The sequence below is a fragment of the Pseudomonas sp. PA-5-4B genome (assembly GCF_021606215.1).
GTDB lineage: Bacteria > Pseudomonadota > Gammaproteobacteria > Pseudomonadales > Pseudomonadaceae > Aquipseudomonas > Aquipseudomonas edaphica.
This window is the reverse complement of record NZ_WKDB01000026.1, coordinates 1-21,985: the sequence shown is the minus strand read 5'-3', so window position 1 is coordinate 21,985 and position 21,985 is coordinate 1. Positions and strand designations below refer to the sequence as shown.

The following is a 21,985-nucleotide window of genomic DNA, read 5'->3' as shown; positions in this document are numbered from 1 at the left end:
ACCGTAAAGGCTATGGCTTGTCTTGCCACGGGGATGCGCTACCATGGCCCTCCCATTTTTTGTTGCCTGCCAACCATGCACTGTCCCTTCTGCGGTGCCAACGACACCAAGGTCATTGACTCGCGTCTGGTCGCCGAGGGCGATCAAGTACGCCGCCGGCGCGAATGCCTGGCCTCTGGCTGCGGTGAACGTTTCACCACCTTCGAAACCGCCGAACTGGTGTTGCCACGTCTGATCAAGTCCGACGGCAGCCGCCAGCCTTTCGACGAAGAAAAACTGCGCGCCGGTATGCAGCGCGCCCTGGAAAAACGCCCGGTGAGTGTCGAGCGACTGGAGGCGGCGCTGGTGCATATCAAGCACAAGCTGCGCGCCACCGGCGAGCGCGAGGTCAAGAGCCTGGTGGTTGGAGAACTGGTGATGGGCGAGCTGCAAAAGCTCGACGAAGTCGCCTATATCCGTTTCGCCTCCGTGTATCGACGCTTCCAGGACCTCAATGAGTTCCGCGAAGAGATCGACCGCCTGGCCCGTGAGCCTGCCAAAGAATGAACCCACCGTCTGCCGAACAAGCCGTCCTCGACGCCCATTACATGGCCCGCGCCCTCGAATTGGCGCGCAAAGGCCTGTACACCACCCACCCTAACCCACGAGTGGGCTGCGTGATTGTGCGGGATGGGCAGATTGTCGGCGAAGGCTGGCATGAGCGCACCGGCGAGCCCCATGCCGAGCCGAACGCCCTGCGCGCCGCCGGCGACAAGGCCCGTGGCGCCACGGTGTACGTGACCCTCGAGCCGTGCAGCCACCATGGGCGCACGCCGCCTTGCGCCGATGCGCTGGTGACCGCCGGTGTGGCACGCGTAGTGGCCGGGATGCAGGACCCGAACCCGGAAGTGGCCGGGCGCGGCCTGCAGCGCTTGGCTCAAGCCGGCATCGAAACCCACAGCGGCGTACTCGAACAACAAGCGCGCGCGCTGAACCCCGGCTTCCTCAAGCGTATGGAACACGGCCTGCCGTTTGTGCGGGTCAAGCTGGCGATGAGCCTGGACGGCCGTACTGCGATGGCCAGCGGCGAAAGCCAATGGATTACCGGGCCGGCTGCCCGCGCCGCCGTGCAGCGCCTGCGCGCCGAGGCCAGTGTAGTGCTGACCGGCGCCGATACGGTGCTGGCCGACGGTGCGCGCCTTACTGTGCGCGCCGCTGAGCTTGGTCTGGACGAAGAAACCACCGCTCTGGCCATGTCGCGCCCGCCATTGCGCGTGTTGATCGACGGTCGCCTGCGGGTGCCGCTCAACGCGCCGTTCTTCAAGGCCGGCCCGGCGCTGGTCATCACCTGCGTCACCGCGGAAAACCAGTTCCCGCGTGGCCCGGAATGCCTGGTGGTGCCGGGCGTTGAAGGTCAGGTCGACCTGCGTTCGGCGCTACTGGCGCTGGCAGCCCGTGGCGTCAACGAAGTGCTGGTGGAAGCCGGCCCAAGCCTGGCGGGCGCGTTTGCCCAGCAAGGCCTGGTCGACGAATACGTGATTTTCGTCGCCGGCAAGTTCCTGGGCTCCGCCGCCCGGCCTTTGCTCGACTGGCCGCTTGAGAAACTGGCCGACGCCCCCCAACTCAAGATCACTGAAATGCGCGCTGTAGGCGACGACTGGCGAGTCACTGCCATCCCGCTACCACCAGCGAGCGTATAATTCCGACCGGGCGCTCCAGCGCCCGTCCCGTTTTCCAGGAGAAGGCCATGTTCACCGGCATTATCGAATCCATCGGCAGCATCCGCGCCATGACCCCAAAGGGCGGCGACGTACGCCTGCTGGTTGAAACCGGCAAGCTCGACCTCGGCGACGTCAAGCTGGGCGACAGCATCGCTGTCAGCGGCGTGTGCCTGACCGTCATCGAGTTGCCGGGTAACGGCTTTGCCGCCGACGTCAGCCGGGAAACCCTGGACTGCACCGCGATGAATGACCTCAAAGCCGGCAGCCCGGTCAACCTGGAAAAAGCCCTGACCCCGACCACCCGTTTGGGCGGCCACCTGGTCAGCGGCCACGTCGACGGCGTCGGCGAGGTGGTTGCACGCAGCGAAAACGCGCGCGCCGTGGAATTCCGTATCCGCGCGCCGAAAGAGCTGGCCAAGTACATCGCCCACAAAGGCTCGATCACCGTCGACGGCACCAGCCTGACCGTGAACGCCGTGAATGGCGCCGAATTCGAACTGACCATCATCCCGCACACCCTGAGCGAAACCATCATGGCGTCGTACCAGCCAGGTCGCCGGGTGAACCTGGAAGTCGACTTGCTTGCCCGTTACCTGGAGCGCCTGCTGATGGGCGATAAGGCCGCAGAGCCAGCATCCGGGAACATCACTGAAAGCTTTCTGGCCGCTAACGGCTACCTGAAATCCTGACCAAGGGGGTGCCGCGTGGCGCTCAATAGCATCGAAGAACTGGTTGAAGACATCCGCCAAGGCAAGATGGTCATCCTGATGGATGACGAAGATCGCGAGAACGAAGGCGATATCATCATGGCCGCCGAGGCGTGCAAGCCCGAGCACATCAACTTTATGGCCAAGCACGCCCGTGGGCTGATCTGCATGCCCATGAGTCGCGAGCGCTGCGAGCTGCTCAAGCTGCCGTTGATGGCGCCGCGCAATGGCTCGGGTTTTGGTACCAAGTTCACCGTATCGATTGAAGCGACCACCGGCGTCACCACCGGCATTTCCGCCGCCGACCGCGCCCGCACGGTGCAAGCCGCTGCGGCCAAAGACGCCAAGGCCGAAGACATTGTGAGCCCTGGCCACATTTTCCCGCTGATGGCCCAACCGGGCGGCACCCTCGCTCGCGCCGGCCACACCGAGGCGGCCTGTGACCTGGCGCGCATGGCCGGTTTCGAGCCAAGCGGCGTGATCTGCGAAGTGATGAACGACGACGGCACCATGGCCCGTCGCGCCGAACTTGAGGCGTTTGCTGCCGAACACGGCATCAAGATCGGCACCATTGCCGACCTGATTCACTACCGCATGATCCACGAACGTACCGTTCAGCGGATTGCCGAGCAGCCGCTGGACAGCGAACTGGGCCAGTTCAACCTGGTGACCTACCGTGATTCAGTCGAAGGCGATGTGCACATGGCCCTCACCTTGGGGAGCATTTGCGCTGAAGAACCGACCCTGGTGCGCGTGCATAACATGGACCCGCTGCGCGACCTGCTGATGGTCAAGCAGCCGGGCCGCTGGAGCCTGCGCGCCGCCATGGCCGCGGTTTCCGAGGCAGGCAGCGGTGTGGTGCTGCTGCTGGGCAACCCGGTGGATGGCGACGTATTGCTCGCGCATATTCGTGAAACCGCCGAGCACACCCAGGTCAAAACACCGACCACCTACAGCATCGTCGGTGCCGGTTCGCAGATTCTGCGTGACCTCGGTGTGCGCAAAATGCGCCTGATGAGCGCACCGATGAAATTTAATGCGATATCCGGATTCGACCTGGAAGTTGTAGAATACGTGCCCTCCGAATAAAGGCTGGCGTTTTCTGCCCCTTGTTCGCGGTTAAATCATCACTGAGGGACGCACTTTTCGCGTCCCGGCTCTTTAAGAGATTTGTCGAATGACCCTGAAGACCATCGAAGGTACCTTCATCGCCCCCAAAGGCCGCTATGCCCTGGTGGTTGGCCGCTTCAACAGCTTCGTGGTTGAAAGCCTGGTAAGCGGTGCCGTGGATGCCCTGGTTCGCCACGGTGTGAGCGAGAGCGACATCACTATCATCCGCGCCCCTGGCGCCTTCGAAATTCCACTGGTTGCGCAAAAAGTTGCACAGCAGGGTGAATACGCGGCGATCATCGCCCTGGGCGCGGTCATTCGGGGCGGTACTCCGCACTTCGAATACGTGGCTGGCGAATGCACCAAGGGCCTGGCCCAGGTGTCCATGGAGTTCGGCGTGCCAGTCGCTTTCGGCGTACTGACCGTAGATTCCATCGAGCAAGCCATCGAGCGCTCCGGCACCAAGGCCGGTAACAAGGGCGCAGAAGCTGCCTTGTCCGCACTGGAAATGGTTAGCCTGCTGTCGCAGTTGGAGGCCAAGTGATTTCCGACGAGAGCGATCAGTTCAACCCACAGGATCCGCGTCCAGCCGATGCCGGCAAGCCATCCAAAAGCGAGAAGCGCCGTAAGGCGCGTCAACTCGCGACCCAGGCGCTGTACCAGCGCCTGATGGCCGGAGCCTCGCTGAACGAAATCGAAGCGCAGTTTCGCGTCGACAACGACTTCACGTTTGCCGACCAGAGCTACTTCCACGATATCCTGCACGGTGTACATGCCAACCTGACCGAGATCGACACGGCTCTGGCGCCATGCCTGGACCTGACCATTGAAGAACTCGACCCGGTTGAACTGTGCGTGATGCGCCTGTCCACCTGGGAGTTGCTCAAGCGCGTCGACGTGCCTTACCGCGTGGTGATCAACGAAGGTATCGAGCTGGCGAAAGTCTACGGCTCGACCGACGGCCACAAGTTCGTCAACGGCGTGCTCGACAAGCTGGCCCCGCGCCTGCGCGAAGCTGAAGTGAAGGAACACAAGCGCTAAGTCGCTTGAGTCCTGAATGGGTGAGTTCGAGCTGATCCGCAATTACTTCGCTGCCGCGCCTTGTGCGCAGGGCGGTGAAGGCATTGCCTTGGGGATCGGCGACGACTGCGCCCTGCTGGCGCTCCCTGCCGGGGAGCAGTTGGCAATCTCCACCGATACGCTGGTGGCTGGCGTGCACTTCGCCGACCCCTGTGACCCGTTCCTGCTCGGCCAGCGCTCGTTGGCCGTGGCAGTCAGCGACCTGGCCGCCATGGGCGCCCATCCTCTGGCCTTCACCCTCGCTCTCACCACACCCACCGTCGATGCCGATTGGCTGCAACGCTACGCCCAGGGTTTGAACGCCATGGCGCAAAGCTGCGGCGTGGGGTTGGTGGGCGGCGATACCACGCGCGGGCCGCTGAGCCTGACCCTGACCGTGTTTGGCCGTGTGCCGGCCGGGCAGGCGTTGGTTCGCAGCGGTGCGCAGCCGGGTGATTTGCTGTGTGTGGGTGGTGAGCTGGGTAACGCTGCCGGCGCTTTGCCGCTGGTATTGGGGCAACGCACGGCGGACGCAGCTATCGCTGATCCGCTGCTCGCCCATTACTGGTCGCCGCAACCGCAGTTGGCGCTGGGCCTCGCGCTTCGGGGTAAGGCCACGTCTGCGATGGACATCTCCGACGGCCTGCTGGCCGATTGTGGGCATATCGCCAAGGCATCGGCTGTCAGGCTGGTCATTGAGCGTGAGAAACTGCCGTTATCCCAGGCGTTGCTGGCGTTTGTTGGCGATGACGATGCCCGTGTGGCCGCGTTGAGCGGGGGCGACGACTATGTGTTGGCGTTCACCCTGCCACCGGCCGAGCTGGCGCCGCTGTTGGCGGACGGCTGGCCGATTCACGTGATCGGCCGGGTCGCGGCGGGGCAAGGCGTGACGCTGATTGACGCCGCCGGGCAAGACATCACGCCAGCCGTGCGCGGCTATCAGCATTTTCGCGACACGCCTTAAGCGACAGACCTGCGCTACCCTCTATACGGTTATCCCTGTACAGGAGGTAGTCACCATGGGTGTGCGCCGTTGGCTGCTGATAGTGTTGTGCGCTCTCGCAACCCAGATTCTCGCCGATGAAGCACCTGTCCCTGGCAAGATCATGCTGGCCAGTGAGCAGTGGAACGACTACACCAACAAAGATGGCAGCGGCCTGGCCTGGGATGTGTTGCGAAAGATCTTCGAGCCGGTGGGCATTACCGTGCAAACCCGCAGCGTGCCCTATACCCGTTCGGTCGGCTTGGCCCAGCGTGGCGAGGTGGATGGCTGGGTCGGTTCCTATCGCGACGAAGCCAGTGGCGTGTTGTACCCGCACTGGAATTTCGACTCCGACCACATCTACGCCCTAGGGCTGGCAGCCACACCTGCACCGAGCATCGCCACGTTGGGCAATTATCGTTTGGCCTGGGTGCGCGGCTACAAGTACGAGGAATACCTGCCGAATGTGCGCCGCTTCAACCCGATAGAACGTCGGAGTGGCATCCTGCCGATGCTGCAACACGGCCGCGCCGACTTCTATATTGATGCCCTCACTGAAGCCAAATACGTGCTCAGCCAGTCGGATGACCCGGCGCAATTCAAGCTCACTCATATAGCCGAACTGCCGCTCTACATAGGCTTTGCCGACACCGAGCGTGGGCGGGCATTGATGGGGGTTTATGAGCAACGCATGGCCACGCTGGTGAAGAGCGGCGAGTTGAAAGCGATTTTCGAGCACTGGAAACAACCGTACCCGTTCTGACCTGCATAGAACCAGGACGAAGGCCAATCGAACCTATTGATCTTTATCAGCGATAATTCAGCTTAAGCGTCTGTAGGAACCTGCTGTTACAATGACGCCCTCTGTGAAATCTGAAATCAGGAGCACACGGTGCCCGTCGTTTTCGTCGCCGCTTCCAAGCTGCCTACCCCTTTTGCCACGTTCACCATGAACGGCTTTCTCGAAGAGGCCACTGGCCGCGAGCACGTCGTGCTCAGCCTGGGTGACATCGCCGACGGCGCGCCGGTGCTCGGCCGCGTGCATTCCGAATGCCTGACCGGCGACGCCTTGTTCAGCCAGCGCTGCGACTGCGGCTCGCAACTGGAAGCGGCCATGCGCGCCATTGCCCGTGAAGGCCGTGGTGTGCTGCTGTACTTGCGCCAGGAAGGCCGTGGCATTGGCCTGATGAACAAGATTCGCGCCTACGAGCTGCAAGATGGTGGCGCCGATACCGTCGAAGCCAACGAGCGCCTGGGTTTTGCCGCCGACCAGCGCGACTACGCGATCTGCCTGCCGATGCTGGAGCATTTGGGCGTCAAATCCCTGCGCCTGATGACCAACAACCCGCGCAAAGTCAAAGCCTTGACCGAGATGGGCATCACCGTGGCCGAGCGCGTGCCGCTGCACACCGGGCAAAACCCGCACAACAAGCTCTACCTGGCCACCAAAGCCAGCAAGCTCGACCACATGATGGGTAACGAGCATCAAGGCGAGGTCGACCGCGCGTGACCCGTGGCCAGGTAAAACGCCGACTGTCCTTCAACTGGTGGCAGTACCTGGCCCTGGCAGTGCTCCCGCTGTTCGTGCTTAACCTGGTGTTCGGGCAAGCCCAATCCCTGCTTCCTGTGTTGGCCATGCCGCTCTTTATTGCCGGCGTGGCCTCGATGTTTCTGAGCCTGCGTTATTTTCATGGCTATAAACACGCACTGATCGCCACTTCCAAAGCTCTCGATACGCCCGAAGAACCGGCTGCGTGGATTACCCTCGCGGCCCGTCGGCGTGCGGCTTTGTTGGTCGCCGCACTGCCGGCCTGGATCGGCGCGTTGGCCGTGTTCGTCGGCCTGGAAGCGGTGCCGCTGTGCCTGCTGGCGCTGTCGACACTGGTGCTGTTCTATCTCTATCGCATCCCGCGTCAGCTGGGATGATGCGTGTTTGGCTGTCGCTTCTGGTGCTGGCATTCAGTGCCCAGGCGATTGCGGTTGAACGCGTCGTCAGCCTGGCGCCGTCTCTCTCCGAAATCGTGGTTGAACTGGGCGCCGCCGACCTGCTGGTGGGCGTGCTCGATGGCGGCGAGCGCCCGGCGGCATTGGCCCAAGTGCCGTCGGTTGGGCAATACGGCCAACTGAATATGGAGCGCTTGCTCAGCCTCAAGCCCGACCTCATTCTGCTCTGGCCCGGCAGTGTTGGCCCGGCCCAGCGCGAGCAATTGCAGTGCCTGAATATCCCGGTTTATGTGGCTGAACCCCATAGCCTTGAACAGCTGACGGCCCAGGTACAAGCCATCGCTCAACAATTGGGCCGCGAAGCGGCGGGGCGCACGCTGGCCGCGCAGTTACGCCAACGCTTGGCCGAACTGCGCCAACGCTATCAGCGCGCCGAACCGTTGCGCGTGTTTTACCAGGTGTGGAACCAGCCGCTGTACACCGTGGGCGGCGGGCAGATCATCAGTGATGCCTTGGAGGTATGTGGCGCACGCAACGTGTTTGCCGACCTCAAGCTGCCCGCGCCGCAGGTCAGCGTCGAGTCAGTGTTGCAGCGCAATCCCCAGCTGATCCTGGCGGGTGATCAGGCGCAACTCGACGAGTGGAAGGCCTGGCCTCAGATCGCGGCGGTGGCTGAAGGTCGTTTGCAGGTCGTGCCCGACAAGGGGCTGGAGCGGCCCAGCGGGCAGATGGTTGAGGCCATCGCGAAGCTCTGTCAGGCAATGGCTGCCCAGCGCTGAGAGTCGCTGTGTTTTCGTCTGCTGCGGTGCGATTAGTCTGTCAAAACCATCGGATTTTGCCTGGCGATCTACCCGCCTAGGAGTGCTAGTTTCGCGGCTCTCCCATTCGAGCTGATCAAGGACACATCATGCGTTATCTATTGGCGATGGCCGGCGCCGCTTTCGCATTGGCGCTTATAAGCGGGTGCGATATTTCCCAAAGAATTTCCGAACTGAGGACCTTTGGTAATCACCCTGTGGTGGACAGGACCGCAACGGTGGACAGCACCCAGCAAGACCTCCTCACTATCCAGAAACCTGCGAAAATCACCTCGATCCGTGGCGGCACCTCCCAGTGCTTTGATTACGCGTTGGAGCGCGATGGTAAAAGAGCCGACTATTTCGTCTCGTTCACCTCCCAGGGTTGGGCAAATGCCTGGGGCTACTCAACGTGCAGCAAGCAGGTGGCAGCAGGCGGCCTGACGTCTAACGAGCGGATCAAGAGGCAGTACTGACCATTGATAGTGCGCGCTGGCGTTACAGTTCCGGCGTCCAGGTCACTCCGAACAACAGCGCCCGGCCTTCTTCCCGGTAGCCGTATTGTTGGCCTTGATACTGATACAGCGCCCGGCTGTAGTCTTTGTTCAGCAGGTTATCGACCTTCATGTTCAATGTTACTTCACGGTTCACCGCCCAACTGGCGCGAAGCCCCAGCAACCCGTAACCACCCAACCGTTGCTGGTTTTTCGGATCATCGTAGCTGCTGCTTACCGCTTGCCAGCTGGCGCCGACGCCAAACTGATCGAATTGGCGATCCAGGTCCAGGCTCACCGTGCGTCTGGCGCGGCGGGCCAATGTGCGGCCAGTGTCGCGGTCGTGTGGGTCAATCATCGCCAGCCCAAGGCTGCCTTGCCAGCCGAACAGTTCTTGCTTGAGCGCTGCTTCGAAGCCATTGATGCGGGCCGAGCTGACGTTTTGTGGGCCGTCGCTGCCGAACACGATGGCGTCCTGAATATCGGTGCGGTACAGCGACGCCTCCAGGCGGCTGGTGTCGCTGAGCTGGCTGCGCCATTGCAGTTCATAGCTTTTGGAGGTTTCGGGTTTCAGGTTTGGGTTGGCGTTTTTGAAGCCGTATTCGTCCGGGTAATAAAGGTCGTTGAAGGTCGGTGCGCGGAAGCCTTCGCTGTAACTGAACAACAGGTCGTTATCCGGGTTCACCGGCAGGGTCAGGGTGCCGCTCCAGCTGGTGTGACCGCCGAATTGCTGGTTCTGGTCGCGGCGCAGGCCCAGCTCGGTGGAAAAATACTGTGTTTCAAAGCGGTGCTGGATAAACGCGGCGCGGTTCCAGCGGCTGTCTTCGGCGAGCACCGTACTGCTGTTGACCCGGTCTTCGTACCAGTCGCCGCCCAGGATCAGGCTGTTCTGATCATTGAGGGTCAAGTCGTTCTGCCAGGTCAGCGAGTCGCGGTAGGTGTTGAACACACTGCGGTCGTCGCTGAGTTTATCCAGGGTTTTTTCGCGGTTTTCGCTGTGACCCAGCTCCAGGCGAGACTTCCACGCATCGTTGATGCGCGCGTCGACATAGCTGCTGACGCTGCTGACGGTGAAGTCTGTATAGGGTTTTTGCTGGAAGCTCTGGTAGGTGAGCGAGTCATAGCGACCAAAAGGGTTGTCGAATTCGCTTTTGCCACGGTTATCCAGCACATTCACGCCAGCGTCGATGTCATCGGTGAAGGCATGGCTCAGGCTGAAACTGATGGCTTTGTTGCGATAAGCATCGTGGTCGCCATCGCTCGGGTACGACGTGCGTGTGCGGTTGATCCCCGCCGTGTCATCCAGGCTGGCGCCAAGGCTGAAGCGGGTTTGCTGGTCGCCGCCGGACAGTCCCAGGCTGCGCTCCCACGTCTGATTGCTGCCAAAGCCCACGTGCAGGCGCGGTTGCAGGCCCGACTCGGTGTTGCGCCGGGTGAAGATCTGAATCACCCCGCCAATCGCATCGCTGCCGTAGATCGCCGAGCGCGAGCCGCGCAGCACTTCTACGCGTTCGATCTGGTCGATGTTGAGGTATTGCAGGTTGCTGGTGCCGGTGGTGGAGCTGCTGATGCGCTGGCCATCCACCAACACCAGGCTCTGGGCGGTGGACGTGCCGCGCACATACACGTTGGTCACGCTGCCACGGCCACCACTTTGCGCCACCTGCACACCGGGCACACGGCTGAGCAAGTCGCTCACGCTGGTGGGCTGCAAGCGGTCGATGTCGTCGCGGGTAAACACGCTGTTGGCGGCGCTGCTGTCGTTACGCGCCTGCACCTGGCGGTTGGCGCTGATCACCACGTTGGGGAGTTTGAGGGCGTCGTCGCGCTCGAAGCTGTCGGCCAGCACGGCAGTGGCGGGGAGCAACAGCAGGGGCAGGGCAAAGCGAAGGCGATTCATGGGCTGTCCATAGCATTGAGCAGCAATACAAAAACAATGTGGGAGCTGGCTTGCCTGCGATGCGGTCACCACGGTTTTTCAGTAAGACCGAGGTGATGCTATCGCTGGCAAGCCAGCTCCCACATGTTATGAGTGTTTTACAGGCCCAGCAGCGCCATGCGCGCGCGCACCGAAGCCTCGATCCCGGCCTCATCCAGGCCACATTCGGCCAGCATCTGCGCCGGTTTGGCGTGTTCCACATACACATCCGGCAAGCCCAGGTGCAGCACCGACTTGAGGATGTTCTCCCGCGCCAGGAACTCACTGACTGCCGCACCGGCGCCACCCATGATGGCGTTTTCTTCGACGGTCACCAGCAGTTCATGGCTGGCGGCGATTTCACGCACTAAGGTCTCATCCAGCGGTTTGACGAAGCGCATGTCGACCACGGTGGCGTCGATTTTCTCGGCGACCTTCAGGGCTTCGGCCACTTGCACGCCGAACACCAGAAACGCGACCTTGCTGCCCTGGCGGCGCACGATGCCTTTGCCAATCTCGATCGGCTCGAGGTTTTTCTCGATTACCGCATTCGGGCCGTTGCCGCGCGGGTAGCGCACGGCAGCCGGGCCGTTGTACAGGTGGCCGGTGCTGAGCATCTTGCGCAGTTCGTTTTCGTCGCTCGGGGTCATCACCAGCATGCCGGGGATGCAGCGCAGGTAGGACAAGTCGAAGCTGCCGGCGTGAGTCGGGCCGTCTTCGCCGACCAAACCTGCGCGGTCGATGGCGAACAGCACGTCGAGGTTCTGCACCGCCACATCGTGAACAAGTTGGTCATAGCCGCGTTGCAGGAAGGTGGAGTAGATCGCGACCACCGGCTTGGCGCCTTCACAGGCCATGCCGGCGGCGAAGGTCACCGCGTGTTGCTCGGCAATTGCCACATCGAAGTAGCGCAGCGGGAAACGCTCGCTGAATGCCACCAGGTCGGAGCCTTCCTTCATCGCTGGGGTGATGCCCACCAGGCGCGGGTCGGCGGCGGCCATGTCGCACAGCCATTCGCCAAACACGCCGGAATACTTCGGCCCGCTGGCTTTTTTCGGCGCAGCGGCGGGCGCATCCAGGGGTTCGAGCTTGGTGATGGCGTGGTAACCAATCGGGTCGACTTCTGCCGGAGCGAAGCCTTTGCCTTTTTTGGTGACGATATGCAGGAACTGCGGGCCCTTGAGGTCACGCATATTGCGCAGCGTGGCGATCAGGGTCGGCAGGTCATGGCCGTCGATCGGGCCGATGTAATTCCAGCCCAGCTCTTCAAACAGGGTGCCGGGCACCAGCATGCCCTTGGCATATTCTTCGGTACGCCGGGCAATTTCCCACGCGCCGGGCAGGCGCGAGAGCACCTTCTTGCTGCCTTCGCGCATGCTGGCGTAGGTGCGGCTCGAAAGGATTTTTGCCAGGTAATTGGACAGGCCACCCACATTGCGCGAAATCGACATGTCGTTGTCGTTGAGGATCACCAACATGTTGGCGTCCACTTCCGGCGCGTGGTTCAGTGCTTCAAAGGCCATGCCGGCGGTCAGCGCGCCATCACCAATCACCGCAATCGCCTTGCGATCGCTGCCTTGCAGGCGGGCGGCAATTGCCATGCCCAGCGCGGCGCTGATGGAGGTGCTGGAGTGGCCGACGCCAAAGGTGTCGTACTCGCTTTCGGAGCGGCGCGGGAAGGCGGCCAGGCCGTCCTTCTGGCGCAGGCTGCCCATGCGCTCGCGGCGGCCTGTTAGGATTTTATGCGGATACGCCTGATGGCCCACGTCCCACACCAGCCGGTCGTCCGGGGTGTCGAACACGTAGTGCAGGGCGATGGTCAGCTCGATGACGCCCAGCCCGGCACCGAAATGCCCACCGGTCTGGCCGACCGTGTAGAGCAATTCCAGGCGCAACTCATCGGCCAGGGTTTCCAGCTCGGCTTCACCCAGTCGACGCAGGCCAACCGGCGTGACAGCACGGTCGAGCAGGGGCGTGGACGGGCGCTTGCGGGGAATCTCTTGAAACGTCGTGGGCATCAGGCGAATCGTTATAGGTATAGAAGAGGCGGCAGTTTACCTCAAGCGGTGCAAACTGCCCACGCAGGGCGCCGAACTTGGCCGATATGCGGCGCGAAAGGCCGCGGTTATCAGTGGCGGCGTTCGACGATATACCGCGCCAGGTCGCGCAGTGGCTCGGCCGCCGCGTCGAAAGGTCGCAGGGCGTCCAGGGCCTGGTCGCGCAGTTCCAGGGCGTAAGCCTTGGCGGCATCAAGGCCCAGCAATGCTGGATAAGTCGGTTTGTCCCGGGCGATATCCGCGCCTTGGCGTTTGCCCAGGGTGGCAGTGTCACTTTCCACGTCGAGAATGTCGTCCTGCACCTGAAACGCCAGGCCGATGGCCCGGGAGTAAGTCTGCAGGGCCGCCAATTGCGCAGCTTCGGCGCGGCCACTGGCCAGGGCGCCCAAGTGTACGGCGGCTTCGATCAGCGCGCCGGTCTTGTGACGGTGCATATGTTCGAGGGCTTTTTGGTCGAGCTTGAGGCTGACCGAACCCATGTCGATGGCCTGCCCGCCGACCATACCGGCCGGGCCTGCGGCCAAGGCCAGGGCCGTGACCATGCGCAGGCTGATCTCGGCATTCACGCTGTTCAGGCGCGGGTCCAGCAAGGCGCTGAACGCCAGGCTCTGCAAGCCGTCACCGGCGAGGATCGCGTAGGCTTCGTCAAAGGCTTTATGGGTGGTGGGCTGGCCGCGGCGCAGATCGTCATCGTCCATGGCCGGTAAATCGTCATGCACCAGGGAATAGGCATGAATCAGCTCAACCGCACACGCCGCGCCATTGGCGTGCTCGGCCGGCGCACCCAGGGCTTCACAGGCCGCATACGCCAGCAGCGGGCGCACACGTTTGCCGCCGTTCATCACGCTGTAGCGCATGGCTTCATACAAGCGCTTCATCTCCGGGCCTGGCGCTACGAACAAAGGTTCGAGCGCCGCATTGACCCGGGCCTGGCTGCTGGCCTGATACGCATCGATCATTCGGGCTGTTCCGCATCGAAAGGTTCTTCGGCCAACTCCCCGTCGCGCTCCAGCAACACCTGCACCTTCTGCTCTGCCTGCGCCAACGCGCTCTGGCAGTCGCGCGTCAGGCCGATGCCTTGCTCAAACGCCGTCAACGAGTCTTCCAGCGACAACTCGCCGTTCTCCAGACGCTCAACCAGGGTTTGCAGGTCGGCGAGGGATTGTTCGAAATCGAGTGCAACTTTTTTGCGGGCCATGGCGGCTAATCCGGTAGACGGTAAACCGGCGCGACACTAGCAGACATGGGGATTCTGGGCAAATGAGCGGGGCTGTCACTGGTCTGCCGTTGAGCCGAATAAAATGCTTATTCGGCTCATTTCGTGAGCCGATTAGGCATTTTATTCGGCTCAGCGCATACCGCAGTATTGCCCCTGTGCGTCCTTGAGCTGCGCTTCAAATGCCATCAACCCGGCCTGCATTTTCTGCAGCCCGGCAATCTGCCCGGCCAGTTCGCACTTCTTGCTGGCGATGGCCTGGTCTGCCCTTTCCCAAGGCAACGCATCGCCCTCGTGCCCGTGCAAAATCCCCTGCAACTCCTTGAGCTTGAACCCCAACTGCTGGGCGCATTTGATCAGCGTCAGCAACTCGACACTCTGCGCCGAGTAAACCCGATAACGCCCTGCACGCTGTGGCGCTGGCAGCAGGTCAATCGCTTCATAATGACGAATCGCCTTGATGGTCGTGCCCGACAACTGCGCGGCTTTGCCGATGTACATGAAAACTCCTTTTTTCAAATAGTGCGCCGACCTGTTTGAGCCACGTGTCGCGCTGCGTTGCGGTTGATCCCAGTACAGGTCCGAACATCAGCGTCTTGGTCGGCTTGATGCCGCAAAAGGCCAGGGTCGTGCTGCGCATCTGATGAATGCCCGGCATGCGATAGACCCAGCGGTAATACCACGGCGGCGTGTCCAGGGTCACCAACAAATGGGCGGTGCGGCCCTGCAGCAGCTTATCCGGGAAAGCCTTGCCCTTACGGTATTTGAAGGCAAAGCCGGGTAGGAAAATACGGTCGATGAAGCCTTTCATCAATGCCGGGATGCCGCCCCACCAGATCGGGAAAACCCACGCCAGATGAGTCGCCCAGAGGATATCGGCTTGGGCGCTGAGCAAATCGGGTTCCAAGGCTTGGGGCAGGGCATAGCCGTTATGCAGGACCGGGTCGAAAGCCAGTTCGCCTAGCCGTAGGACGCGTACCTCGTGGCCGGCGATTGTAGCCGCGTGGATGTAGGTATCAGCGACGGCTGAGCAGAAACTGGTGCTGGAGGGGTGGCCGAGAATGAGCAGGATGCGCTGAGTCATGGTGCCGAAGCCTGAAAGTGGGCCTTTCAGGGTAGGGTGTGCTGTATAGGGGAGAGTCAAGGCACGGCCCAGCAATGCGTCGATTTGCAAAGGCCAGCAGGACGTTTCTGTGATCTGTGCAAGGCCCTTCCTGAAGCGCTCGCGGCCCCTTGTGACGGTAAAAACCACTGACTAGCCTGTGCCTCTCCAGTCAAGAGTGAAACGGGCATGAGCGAAACCTCCATCGGCTTGATCACGCCTCCTGTGGGCTACAGCGACTGGTTGAGCGACCTTAAACTGCGCATCCATACGGCCCAGCAGCGAGCAACGCTGGCGGTGAACCGCGAACTGGTGCTGCTTTACTGGCAGATCGGCCACGATATTCTGACCCGCCAGGCCGCGCAGGGTTGGGGCAGCAAGGTGGTTGATCGCCTTGCCCAAGACTTGCGCGCGGCCTTCCCCAAGATGAAGGGCTTTTCGCCGCGCAACCTCAAATATATGCGCGCTTTTGCCGAGGCGTGGCCGAATGCCGAATTTGTGCAACAGGCTGCTGCACAATTGCCGTGGGGCCACAATGTGGTGCTTCTAGACAAACCACCCGGCCCCGAAACGCGCCGGTGGTACATCGCCCAGGCAATTGAACACAACTGGTCACGTAGCACGCTCGTGATGCAAATCGAGCATCGCCTGCTGGAGCGCAGTGGCAAGGCCGTCAGCAATTTTGAACACCATTTGCCCAAGCCCCAATCCGACCTGGCGCGCGAATCGCTCAAGGATCCTTATCGCTTCGACTTCCTCAGCCTGGCTTTGGATGCGCAGGAGCGCGATATAGAAAACGCGTTAATCAAGCACGTCACCGACTTCCTGCTTGAACTGGGCGCCGGCTTCGCCTTTGTTGGGCAGCAGGTGTTGCTGGATGTAGGCGGTGATGAGTTTTTCGTCGACCTGTTGTTCTATCACCTGAAGCTGCGCTGCTACGTAGTGATCGAACTCAAGACAGGCAAGTTCAAGCCCGAACACCTCGGCAAGCTGAGTTTTTACCTGTCGGCAGTGGATGCTCAGCTTAAACACCCGCAGGACGGGCCCACCATCGGCCTGTTGTTGTGCAAGAGCAAAAATGAAGTGGTGGCTGAATACGCATTGCGCGACAACAACCGGCCGATCGGCGTGGCGGAGTATCAGTTGGTGGAATCTTTACCGGCAGAGCTACAAACCAGTTTGCCAAGCATTGAGCAGATTGAGCGGGAGCTGGCGGGTTAGGTGCGTTTAACCGTTACAGCCTGCCGATCAGGCAGGCTGCAACCGTTGAATGGATAAAGTCAGGCCCTTTCCTGCTTGCCCGCGTCCATGTCCGTGCTACCCCAGGGCCGCCAGTCATCGGTATGCCGTTCACTGCCATGGGGGCCGCTGGAGCTGGTGCCGCCGGCCAGGAATTTTTCCCACAAGTTCTTGCTGTCGGGGTCGCTGTCCTTGTGCAGGTAGGGCGCCAGCCGCGTCAGGGAGCTGCCTTTTTTGTCTTCGGTTTCCTTGAAGTGTTTCCATTCGTCCGACTGGTACTCGAACATCGATTTGTCGTCCGGCGTGTCGCGACCGCCGTACATATAGGTGGCATAACGCGCGTATTCGAGCTTGTCGCCCCAGTCGTCCCTGGTCACGCCGGCAGCGGCGAGGTCTTTGAAGAACTTGCCTTGGGAGTCGGTGAGCTTTTGCATTTTGGCATGCTCGACCGCCTCTGCGATCAAGGTGCCTGCCACCCCGAAGATCACACCGGCCACGGCGAAAACCGGGCCAGCAATACGGGCGCCGATGGCGAGCCCGCGTACCACGGTGGCGGCAACATCACCGGCCAGTTTGCCAGCCAGGTGAGCGCCTTTGGGGGCGAACATCGCGATGGTATTGGCAATGGCCATACCGGTACCGGATGCACCCCCGCCCAGGGTGAAGGCTGCGTCGGTTTTTTCCAGTGCGGTCTTGGCATTTTTGAGTTTGCGTGCGCCGGAAACGATGTCCATCACCCCGCCGGTCAAATCCAGGCCGGCACCGCCCATAAAGCGCAGGAACGAGCGCCCGGAGGCGATCGCAATCTCGGATTTTGACGCCGGAGAACCTTTGCCGGGAATGTCCTTGACGCCCATGTGTTCGCCAAGGGACTTGGCGGCGTTGTCGTACTCCTTGACCTCATCGGCCGACAGGTTGCCCACGTCGAGTTTCTTGAGGGTTTCGGACGACTCTTTAACCTGGGTGCTGATGGAGGCAGCCAGTGCGTCGGATTTTTCGGTGGCTTTCTTGCCCCAGATATCCGGCAGGTTCTCGTCGATCAGCCCCAGCCATTCAGTGGCTTTGATTTTTGCCGGGCCTTTGCCGTCTTTATCCACGTCAGGTTCATAGGGTTTAGTGCCTCCCAGGGTTTCCACAATGTTCGAACCGAACTTGAGGAAGTCGTTAGTAAAGCTCAAGCCGGCGACCAGGTCTTTGGCGGCGGCGATTTTCTGGTCGTCGGTCATGTTGCCGCCGCCATTGGCGAGCTGCAGGGCGCCGCTGACCAGGTTCATGGTGCCCGCCATGGCACTCAGCCCGCCGGTGGAACTGGCGGTGTGCAACACTGTCTTCAGGGAGCCGGCGGCCGCCTCGCGTTTGTCGCCCAAGCCCTTCAACTGGGTGTCGACCACCTTGTCGATGGCTTTCGGGTCGCCGCTGGCGGCTGCGAGACGAATGGCCGCTGCGATCTGTTTGTTTTCGGCCGGCGTCAGCCCTTTGATATGGCCGTCGAGGATGTCGATCTCATCCTTCATCTTTTTGTACATGTCGTAGGTTTTGTCGCCCTTGTCCAGGCCACCGAGGACGGCGTTGATACCGCCCTTGATCATCGTGAACGAGGCTTTCAACCCACTTTCGGCATTTTCCGGCGAAACCTTGTCGGGGTTCTCCATGTAGGTGTTGAGCTGGTGCGTCATCATGTTCTGGTCAAATGTCTGACGGCGTGCGGTGTAACTGTCCGGTTCGAGGATGCGCAGCGATTCAAAATAACGGTCTACGTCTAACTCGGCCATTTCGGATTTCTTTGGGTCGCCCGAGTCATTCATGGCAATTACATAGTCTTCGAAGTTCAAGTTGGCATCACGCGTGCCGTCTTTGAACAATGCCGGGAACACTTGCTCGCGAACTTCATTCAAACGATCTTCCGACAAGCTGCCGACACTTTTCTTAAGTTCTGAATCGTAACGGTCTTTAATGCCTTCTTTGCCCATGAGTGTGGAGATTTCTTTGGCGAGTTTGTCCTCGTCGACCATCTCCTTGACGTCCTTGCCGTTCAACTTAGTCGGGGTCTTATCCGTTTCACGGTAAGTGCCGCTGCCCAGGTTGATACTCTCGGCGTAGCCGTACAGGTCATAGCCACTGTCGAGTGCGGCCTGGGCGTCCATCAGCTTGACGATCTTGGCTTCATCCGAGTCCTCGGTCAGCTTGCCGCTCTTGATGTCATCGCGGATGCCCTGCACAAAGTTCTCGGCCGTCTGGCCGCCCACGGTTTTGTCGTTGGGCAGCTCCATGTCCATCAGCCCTTCGGCGCCGAAGGTGGGGATGTTGTATTTGTCGCGCAGGGCCTGCACGTCCTGTGGCTCATCGGGTGGCGCGGCCTTGTCGGTATGGGTCGCGTCCTTGACGTGCATCAGGTCGCCCTTGAGGCTTGAGTAGCCGTACTTGCCGAAATCTTGCAAGCGGCCGGCCTCGGTACCGTGCCGGGCCTCTTTGTCTTTGGTGAAGCCATCAATGCTGTCGTTGTCTTTATTGCGCGCGTCATAACCGGTCAGCAACTTGCCGTTTTCATCGATGCTGACCACATGTTCCAGCACTTGGGTAGCGCGGTACGCGGCGTCGGCGTCGTTCTCGAAGTCGCCCACTTGCTTCTTGAGGTTGTCCTTCACATCGCTCTGGTTGCCGAGGTTTTTCAGCAGGGGCGTGGCGTCGATAATCTCCTTGGCCGAACGCGTGTCACCGTCGGGGCGTTTCTGCTTGTCGCCCAGGTCCGACTTGACCACTTCGCCGCGCAGGCTCGAATACCCATACTTGCCAAAGTCCTGCAAACGGCCCGCCTCGGTGCCATGCCGGGCTTCGCCGTCCTTGGTGAAACCGTCGATGCTGTGGTTGCCGACCTCCTTGCCATCGGTGAGCTTGCCGTCTTCGTCGATGTATTCCACGTGCTCCAGCACCTTGGAGGCGCGATAGGCGGCATCCGCATCTTTATCAAAATCACCGACCTGTTTTTTAAGGTTGTCCTTCACCCCGCTTTGATTGCCCAGTTGGGCAAGCAGGGGCGTGTCATCGATGATTTGCTGGGCCGAGCGGGTGTCACCTTCGGGGCGTTTCTGGCCTTTGCCCAACTCATCTTTGGGCGCGGCGGCGGCTTTTTTGACGGACTTTTCCCAGGCAGCGACAGAGCTCTTATTAGTGACCGCGGCGTCCTTTGGGGTCGTTTCTACCTTCGCTACCATGGTTATTCTCCTGATGTAAGTGTGGCCCGGCTATTTTTAAGGCGCGCAGGGCCGTACAACTTCCTGGTTAACTACCCGAGGCTGTTTATTTGATAACAAGAGGGCGGCCTTAGTTGGGTGGCCGCTGTGTATGAATGCTGTGAATCGCAACGTCACGGAACTACGTTACGGAACTTAGCACGGAGTTTTGGCTGATTCGCAACGCCTTCACAACAATTCACAACGCCAAGGTGATTTCGGAACATTTATGCAGTAAGGCCCGTGCCCGAAAAAAAGCCCGGTGGGCACGGTGCGCTTGCGCTAGAGCGTGGCGAGGCAAGTGTGGGCGCGCCAACAACGGCATTTAACCGTTCATCAGGTTGGAACAATCGAGCCTCAGCCTTGAGCGATGGGCGCTGCTGGGTGGTGCGGGAAAAAGTGAGACAAAAAATCTCACGCGTGAGCTATTGAGCATTGCAAAAATTGCCTGTAGATTTTCTCACGCGTGAGATTTTCACAACGAGGCCAGTACCATGAAAAGCAGCTCTCCATCGAGCCCGCCCGCAGAGCCCGATACCGATTCAGCAAGCCGCAAGGGAGAGCGCTTGAAACCGCCGGTTAAAAAGCCGTCGAGCTTTTACATGAAGCAGATGCGCGCGGGGCTGGCGGCCGCCGGTTATGTGAAACACGAGACTTGGGTGCTTCCCGAAAACCGAAGCCTGCTCAAGCAAATGGAGAAACAGCTTCGCCAACCGATTCTGGCTGGCTCATTCATGTCGGAGAATTTCATGAGCGCAGGTACCAACTGGAACATCGACCGCCTCTTCAGCGCGCTGCAAGCCCTGGACGAAGTGGTCGCCAAAGACATTACGCTTTCTCTGGTTCAAGGTTCCGAGTCCAGCATCAAACTGGAAATGAACGACTTCGGGGGCTTGCCGATTTACATCGCGGTGGTGGGCGAGCAGATCATCGTCGATACCGTGCTGGTCGACGTCGAGTCCATCAACGACGTAACCGCCTTCAATGACGCCGTGCTGCGCAGCCGGGAGATGTTCCCGTTGTCGTCGATCGGTATCGAGTCCATGCCGAACGGGCAGGTTGTTTACAACATGTTTGGTGCGCTGAGTTCCGACTCCAGCCTGACCAACATCGTGACCGAGGTGAAAACCCTGGTCGATAACGTGCAGCGCGCCAGCGAAGCCTTCGAACGTTTCTTCAATTAAGTATTCGGGAGTATCCAATGACTCAGTCCATCTGGAGCAAATTGTTCACCGCGCTGCGTGGCGGTGCCAGCGAAGTCGGCGAATCGATCGTCGACCAACAGGCCCTGCGCATCCTTGATCAAGAAATTCGCGACGCCGACACAGCATTGGCCAACGCCAAGCGTGAGCTGGTGAGCATCATGGCCAAGCACAAGCTGGCAGCGGATCGCGTAGGCGAGTACGACGCCAAGATCAAAGACCTGGAATCCAAGGCGATGGCCGCTATCCAGGCCAACCGTGAAGACCTGGCCCTGGAAGTGGCCGAAGCCATTTCGACCCTGACCAACGAACGCGACGCCGAGCAAAAGCAGACCGCCGAGTTCGGTGGCTACGCCGACAGCATGCGCAAGGACATCACCAAGGCCGAAAGCCGGATCAAAAGCCTGCGCCAGCAAGTGGACATGGCCAAGGCCCGCGAAAGCGTGCAAAAGGCCCAGGTCAGCGCGTCCGTCGCCAGCGGCGGCGCCAACGGCAAGCTGGAGACTGCGGTGGGTACGCTTAACCGCCTGCAAGCCAAGCAGCAGCAACGTGCCGCTGAGCTGCAAGCCCAGGATGAACTGGCCGAGGCATCGACCGGTACTGACCTGGAACGCAAACTGCGCGAAGCCGGCATCACCCCGGACACCGGCAGCGCTAATGCGATTCTGGAGCGTCTGAAGCAAAAGTCGGCCGAGTAGCGCTTCCACTGCCCGACCCGTGGCGAGGGAGCTTGCTCCCGCTGGACTGCGTAGCAGTCCCATTTTTAGGGCCGCTGCGCAGCCCAGCGGGAGCAAGCTCCCTCGCCACAGTGACCGTGTTCTTTCTAAGCGGGCGGGCATTGACTGTGCCCTTTTTACGTCGAGGTCAGGATGGACGCCCTGAAGGGTTTCAAGACAATCGCAGGCCTGGCCGTGTTCATGGTCGCGCTGCAACTGCTCAATGTCGCCACCGGTTACAGCCTCATGGCATTCGGTCTGATCCCGAGGACCGTGCAGGGCCTGTTCGGCATCCTCACCTCACCGTTTCTGCACGCCTCCTTTGCCCACCTGGGCGCAAACCTGATTGCGTTTGTAGTGCTGGGCACCCTGGTCATGGCTGAAGGGCTCAACCGTTTCATAACCGTCAGCGCGATTATTATCCTGCTGGGCGGTTCGCTGGTCTGGCTGTTCGGGTTTACCGGCGTACACGTCGGTGCCAGCGGCTGGGTCTTTGGGCTATGGGCCTACCT

Annotated in this window: 23 protein-coding genes; 16 read left to right on the top strand and 7 right to left on the bottom strand. The window is 60.8% G+C overall.

What is annotated here, in order from left to right; all coding sequences use genetic code 11:
* Nucleotides 1-75: 75 nt before the first annotated feature.
* The 12 genes from nrdR to GIW28_RS14705 all read left to right on the top strand — a co-directional run bounded on the left by nrdR (nucleotide 76) and on the right by GIW28_RS14705 (nucleotide 8,775).
* The gene (gene nrdR, locus GIW28_RS14760) at nucleotides 76-546 is read left to right on the top strand and encodes a transcriptional regulator NrdR (RefSeq protein WP_015886108.1); all 471 of its coding nucleotides are present in this window, start codon (nucleotides 76-78) and stop codon (nucleotides 544-546) included.
* Complete coding sequence (gene ribD / locus GIW28_RS14755; protein WP_236446724.1) at nucleotides 543-1,679, top strand: bifunctional diaminohydroxyphosphoribosylaminopyrimidine deaminase/5-amino-6-(5-phosphoribosylamino)uracil reductase RibD; 1,137 nt, start codon at nucleotides 543-545, stop codon at nucleotides 1,677-1,679. The genes nrdR and ribD overlap by 4 nt, the downstream gene beginning before the upstream one ends.
* Nucleotides 1,680-1,726: 47 nt before the next feature.
* A complete protein-coding gene (locus tag GIW28_RS14750) occupies nucleotides 1,727-2,389 on the top strand; it encodes a riboflavin synthase (protein WP_017135994.1) in 663 nt (220 codons plus the stop codon).
* Nucleotides 2,390-2,404: 15 nt separating this feature from the next.
* Nucleotides 2,405-3,496, top strand: a complete 1,092-nt coding sequence (ribBA, locus tag GIW28_RS14745) for a bifunctional 3,4-dihydroxy-2-butanone-4-phosphate synthase/GTP cyclohydrolase II (RefSeq protein ID WP_017135995.1) — start codon at nucleotides 2,405-2,407, stop codon at nucleotides 3,494-3,496.
* Between the two features lie 88 nt (nucleotides 3,497-3,584).
* Entirely contained in the window at nucleotides 3,585-4,061 is a 477-nt protein-coding gene (gene ribH / locus GIW28_RS14740) for a 6,7-dimethyl-8-ribityllumazine synthase (protein ID WP_003176356.1), read from the top strand.
* Nucleotides 4,058-4,558: a transcription antitermination factor NusB gene (gene nusB, locus GIW28_RS14735; RefSeq protein WP_017135996.1), complete on the top strand. Its 501-nt coding sequence runs from the start codon at nucleotides 4,058-4,060 to the stop codon at nucleotides 4,556-4,558. The genes ribH and nusB overlap by 4 nt, the downstream gene beginning before the upstream one ends.
* Nucleotides 4,559-4,574: 16 nt before the next feature.
* A complete protein-coding gene (gene thiL, locus GIW28_RS14730) occupies nucleotides 4,575-5,540 on the top strand; it encodes a thiamine-phosphate kinase (protein WP_017135997.1) in 966 nt (321 codons plus the stop codon).
* Between the two features lie 55 nt (nucleotides 5,541-5,595).
* Nucleotides 5,596-6,321: a substrate-binding periplasmic protein gene (locus GIW28_RS14725; protein ID WP_099547555.1), complete on the top strand. Its 726-nt coding sequence runs from the start codon at nucleotides 5,596-5,598 to the stop codon at nucleotides 6,319-6,321.
* A 129-nt stretch (nucleotides 6,322-6,450) separates the two neighbouring features.
* On the top strand, nucleotides 6,451-7,068 hold the full coding sequence (gene ribA, locus GIW28_RS14720; RefSeq protein ID WP_017135999.1) for a GTP cyclohydrolase II: 618 nt from the start codon (nucleotides 6,451-6,453) through the stop codon (nucleotides 7,066-7,068).
* Nucleotides 7,065-7,484 carry a nuclear fragile X mental retardation-interacting protein 1 gene (locus GIW28_RS14715; protein WP_236446726.1) on the top strand — a complete coding sequence of 140 codons (420 nt, stop codon included), beginning with the start codon at nucleotides 7,065-7,067 and terminating at the stop codon, nucleotides 7,482-7,484. Before ribA ends, GIW28_RS14715 begins: the two co-directional genes overlap by 4 nt.
* Complete coding sequence (locus GIW28_RS14710) at nucleotides 7,481-8,281, top strand: cobalamin-binding protein (RefSeq protein ID WP_236446728.1); 801 nt, start codon at nucleotides 7,481-7,483, stop codon at nucleotides 8,279-8,281. Before GIW28_RS14715 ends, GIW28_RS14710 begins: the two co-directional genes overlap by 4 nt.
* 128 nt (nucleotides 8,282-8,409) lie before the next feature.
* Nucleotides 8,410-8,775 (top strand): hypothetical protein, encoded by a 366-nt coding sequence (locus GIW28_RS14705; protein WP_017136002.1) that lies wholly within the window; start codon nucleotides 8,410-8,412, stop codon nucleotides 8,773-8,775.
* A 22-nt stretch (nucleotides 8,776-8,797) separates the two neighbouring features.
* Here the strand turns inward: GIW28_RS14705 and GIW28_RS14700 are convergent, their stop codons facing one another.
* The 6 genes from GIW28_RS14700 to GIW28_RS14675 form a co-directional block, all read right to left on the bottom strand.
* Entirely contained in the window at nucleotides 8,798-10,693 is a 1,896-nt protein-coding gene (locus GIW28_RS14700) for a TonB-dependent receptor domain-containing protein (RefSeq protein WP_236446730.1), read from the bottom strand.
* A 137-nt stretch (nucleotides 10,694-10,830) separates the two neighbouring features.
* Nucleotides 10,831-12,729 (bottom strand): 1-deoxy-D-xylulose-5-phosphate synthase, encoded by a 1,899-nt coding sequence (gene dxs / locus GIW28_RS14695; RefSeq protein ID WP_186617116.1) that lies wholly within the window; start codon nucleotides 12,727-12,729, stop codon nucleotides 10,831-10,833.
* A 110-nt stretch (nucleotides 12,730-12,839) separates the two neighbouring features.
* A complete protein-coding gene (locus GIW28_RS14690) occupies nucleotides 12,840-13,727 on the bottom strand; it encodes a polyprenyl synthetase family protein (RefSeq protein WP_170038034.1) in 888 nt (295 codons plus the stop codon).
* On the bottom strand, nucleotides 13,724-13,966 hold the full coding sequence (locus tag GIW28_RS14685) for an exodeoxyribonuclease VII small subunit (protein WP_003176346.1): 243 nt from the start codon (nucleotides 13,964-13,966) through the stop codon (nucleotides 13,724-13,726). Before GIW28_RS14685 ends, GIW28_RS14690 begins: the two co-directional genes overlap by 4 nt.
* Nucleotides 13,967-14,116: 150 nt before the next feature.
* On the bottom strand, nucleotides 14,117-14,485 hold the full coding sequence (locus tag GIW28_RS14680) for a MerR family transcriptional regulator (RefSeq protein WP_236446732.1): 369 nt from the start codon (nucleotides 14,483-14,485) through the stop codon (nucleotides 14,117-14,119).
* Nucleotides 14,424-15,068: an NAD(P)H-dependent oxidoreductase gene (locus GIW28_RS14675; protein ID WP_099547562.1), complete on the bottom strand. Its 645-nt coding sequence runs from the start codon at nucleotides 15,066-15,068 to the stop codon at nucleotides 14,424-14,426. The genes GIW28_RS14680 and GIW28_RS14675 overlap by 62 nt, the downstream gene beginning before the upstream one ends.
* A gap of 207 nt (nucleotides 15,069-15,275) precedes the next feature.
* Between GIW28_RS14675 and GIW28_RS14670 the strand changes: the two genes are divergently transcribed.
* Complete coding sequence (locus tag GIW28_RS14670; RefSeq protein ID WP_236446734.1) at nucleotides 15,276-16,307, top strand: PDDEXK nuclease domain-containing protein; 1,032 nt, start codon at nucleotides 15,276-15,278, stop codon at nucleotides 16,305-16,307.
* A gap of 59 nt (nucleotides 16,308-16,366) precedes the next feature.
* On the opposite strand, the gene GIW28_RS14665 is transcribed toward GIW28_RS14670, so the two are convergent.
* On the bottom strand, nucleotides 16,367-19,537 hold the full coding sequence (locus GIW28_RS14665) for a hypothetical protein (RefSeq protein WP_236446736.1): 3,171 nt from the start codon (nucleotides 19,535-19,537) through the stop codon (nucleotides 16,367-16,369).
* A 620-nt stretch (nucleotides 19,538-20,157) separates the two neighbouring features.
* On the opposite strand from GIW28_RS14665, the gene GIW28_RS14660 reads away from it, so the two are divergent.
* The 3 genes from GIW28_RS14660 to GIW28_RS14650 form a co-directional block, all read left to right on the top strand.
* The gene (locus GIW28_RS14660; RefSeq protein ID WP_032865490.1) at nucleotides 20,158-20,739 is read left to right on the top strand and encodes a YjfI family protein; all 582 of its coding nucleotides are present in this window, start codon (nucleotides 20,158-20,160) and stop codon (nucleotides 20,737-20,739) included.
* 17 nt (nucleotides 20,740-20,756) lie between these two features.
* A complete protein-coding gene (locus tag GIW28_RS14655) occupies nucleotides 20,757-21,455 on the top strand; it encodes a PspA/IM30 family protein (protein ID WP_017136010.1) in 699 nt (232 codons plus the stop codon).
* 171 nt (nucleotides 21,456-21,626) lie between these two features.
* A partial coding sequence (locus GIW28_RS14650) for a rhomboid family intramembrane serine protease (protein ID WP_236490400.1) occupies nucleotides 21,627-21,985 on the top strand: 359 nt, incomplete at its 3' end.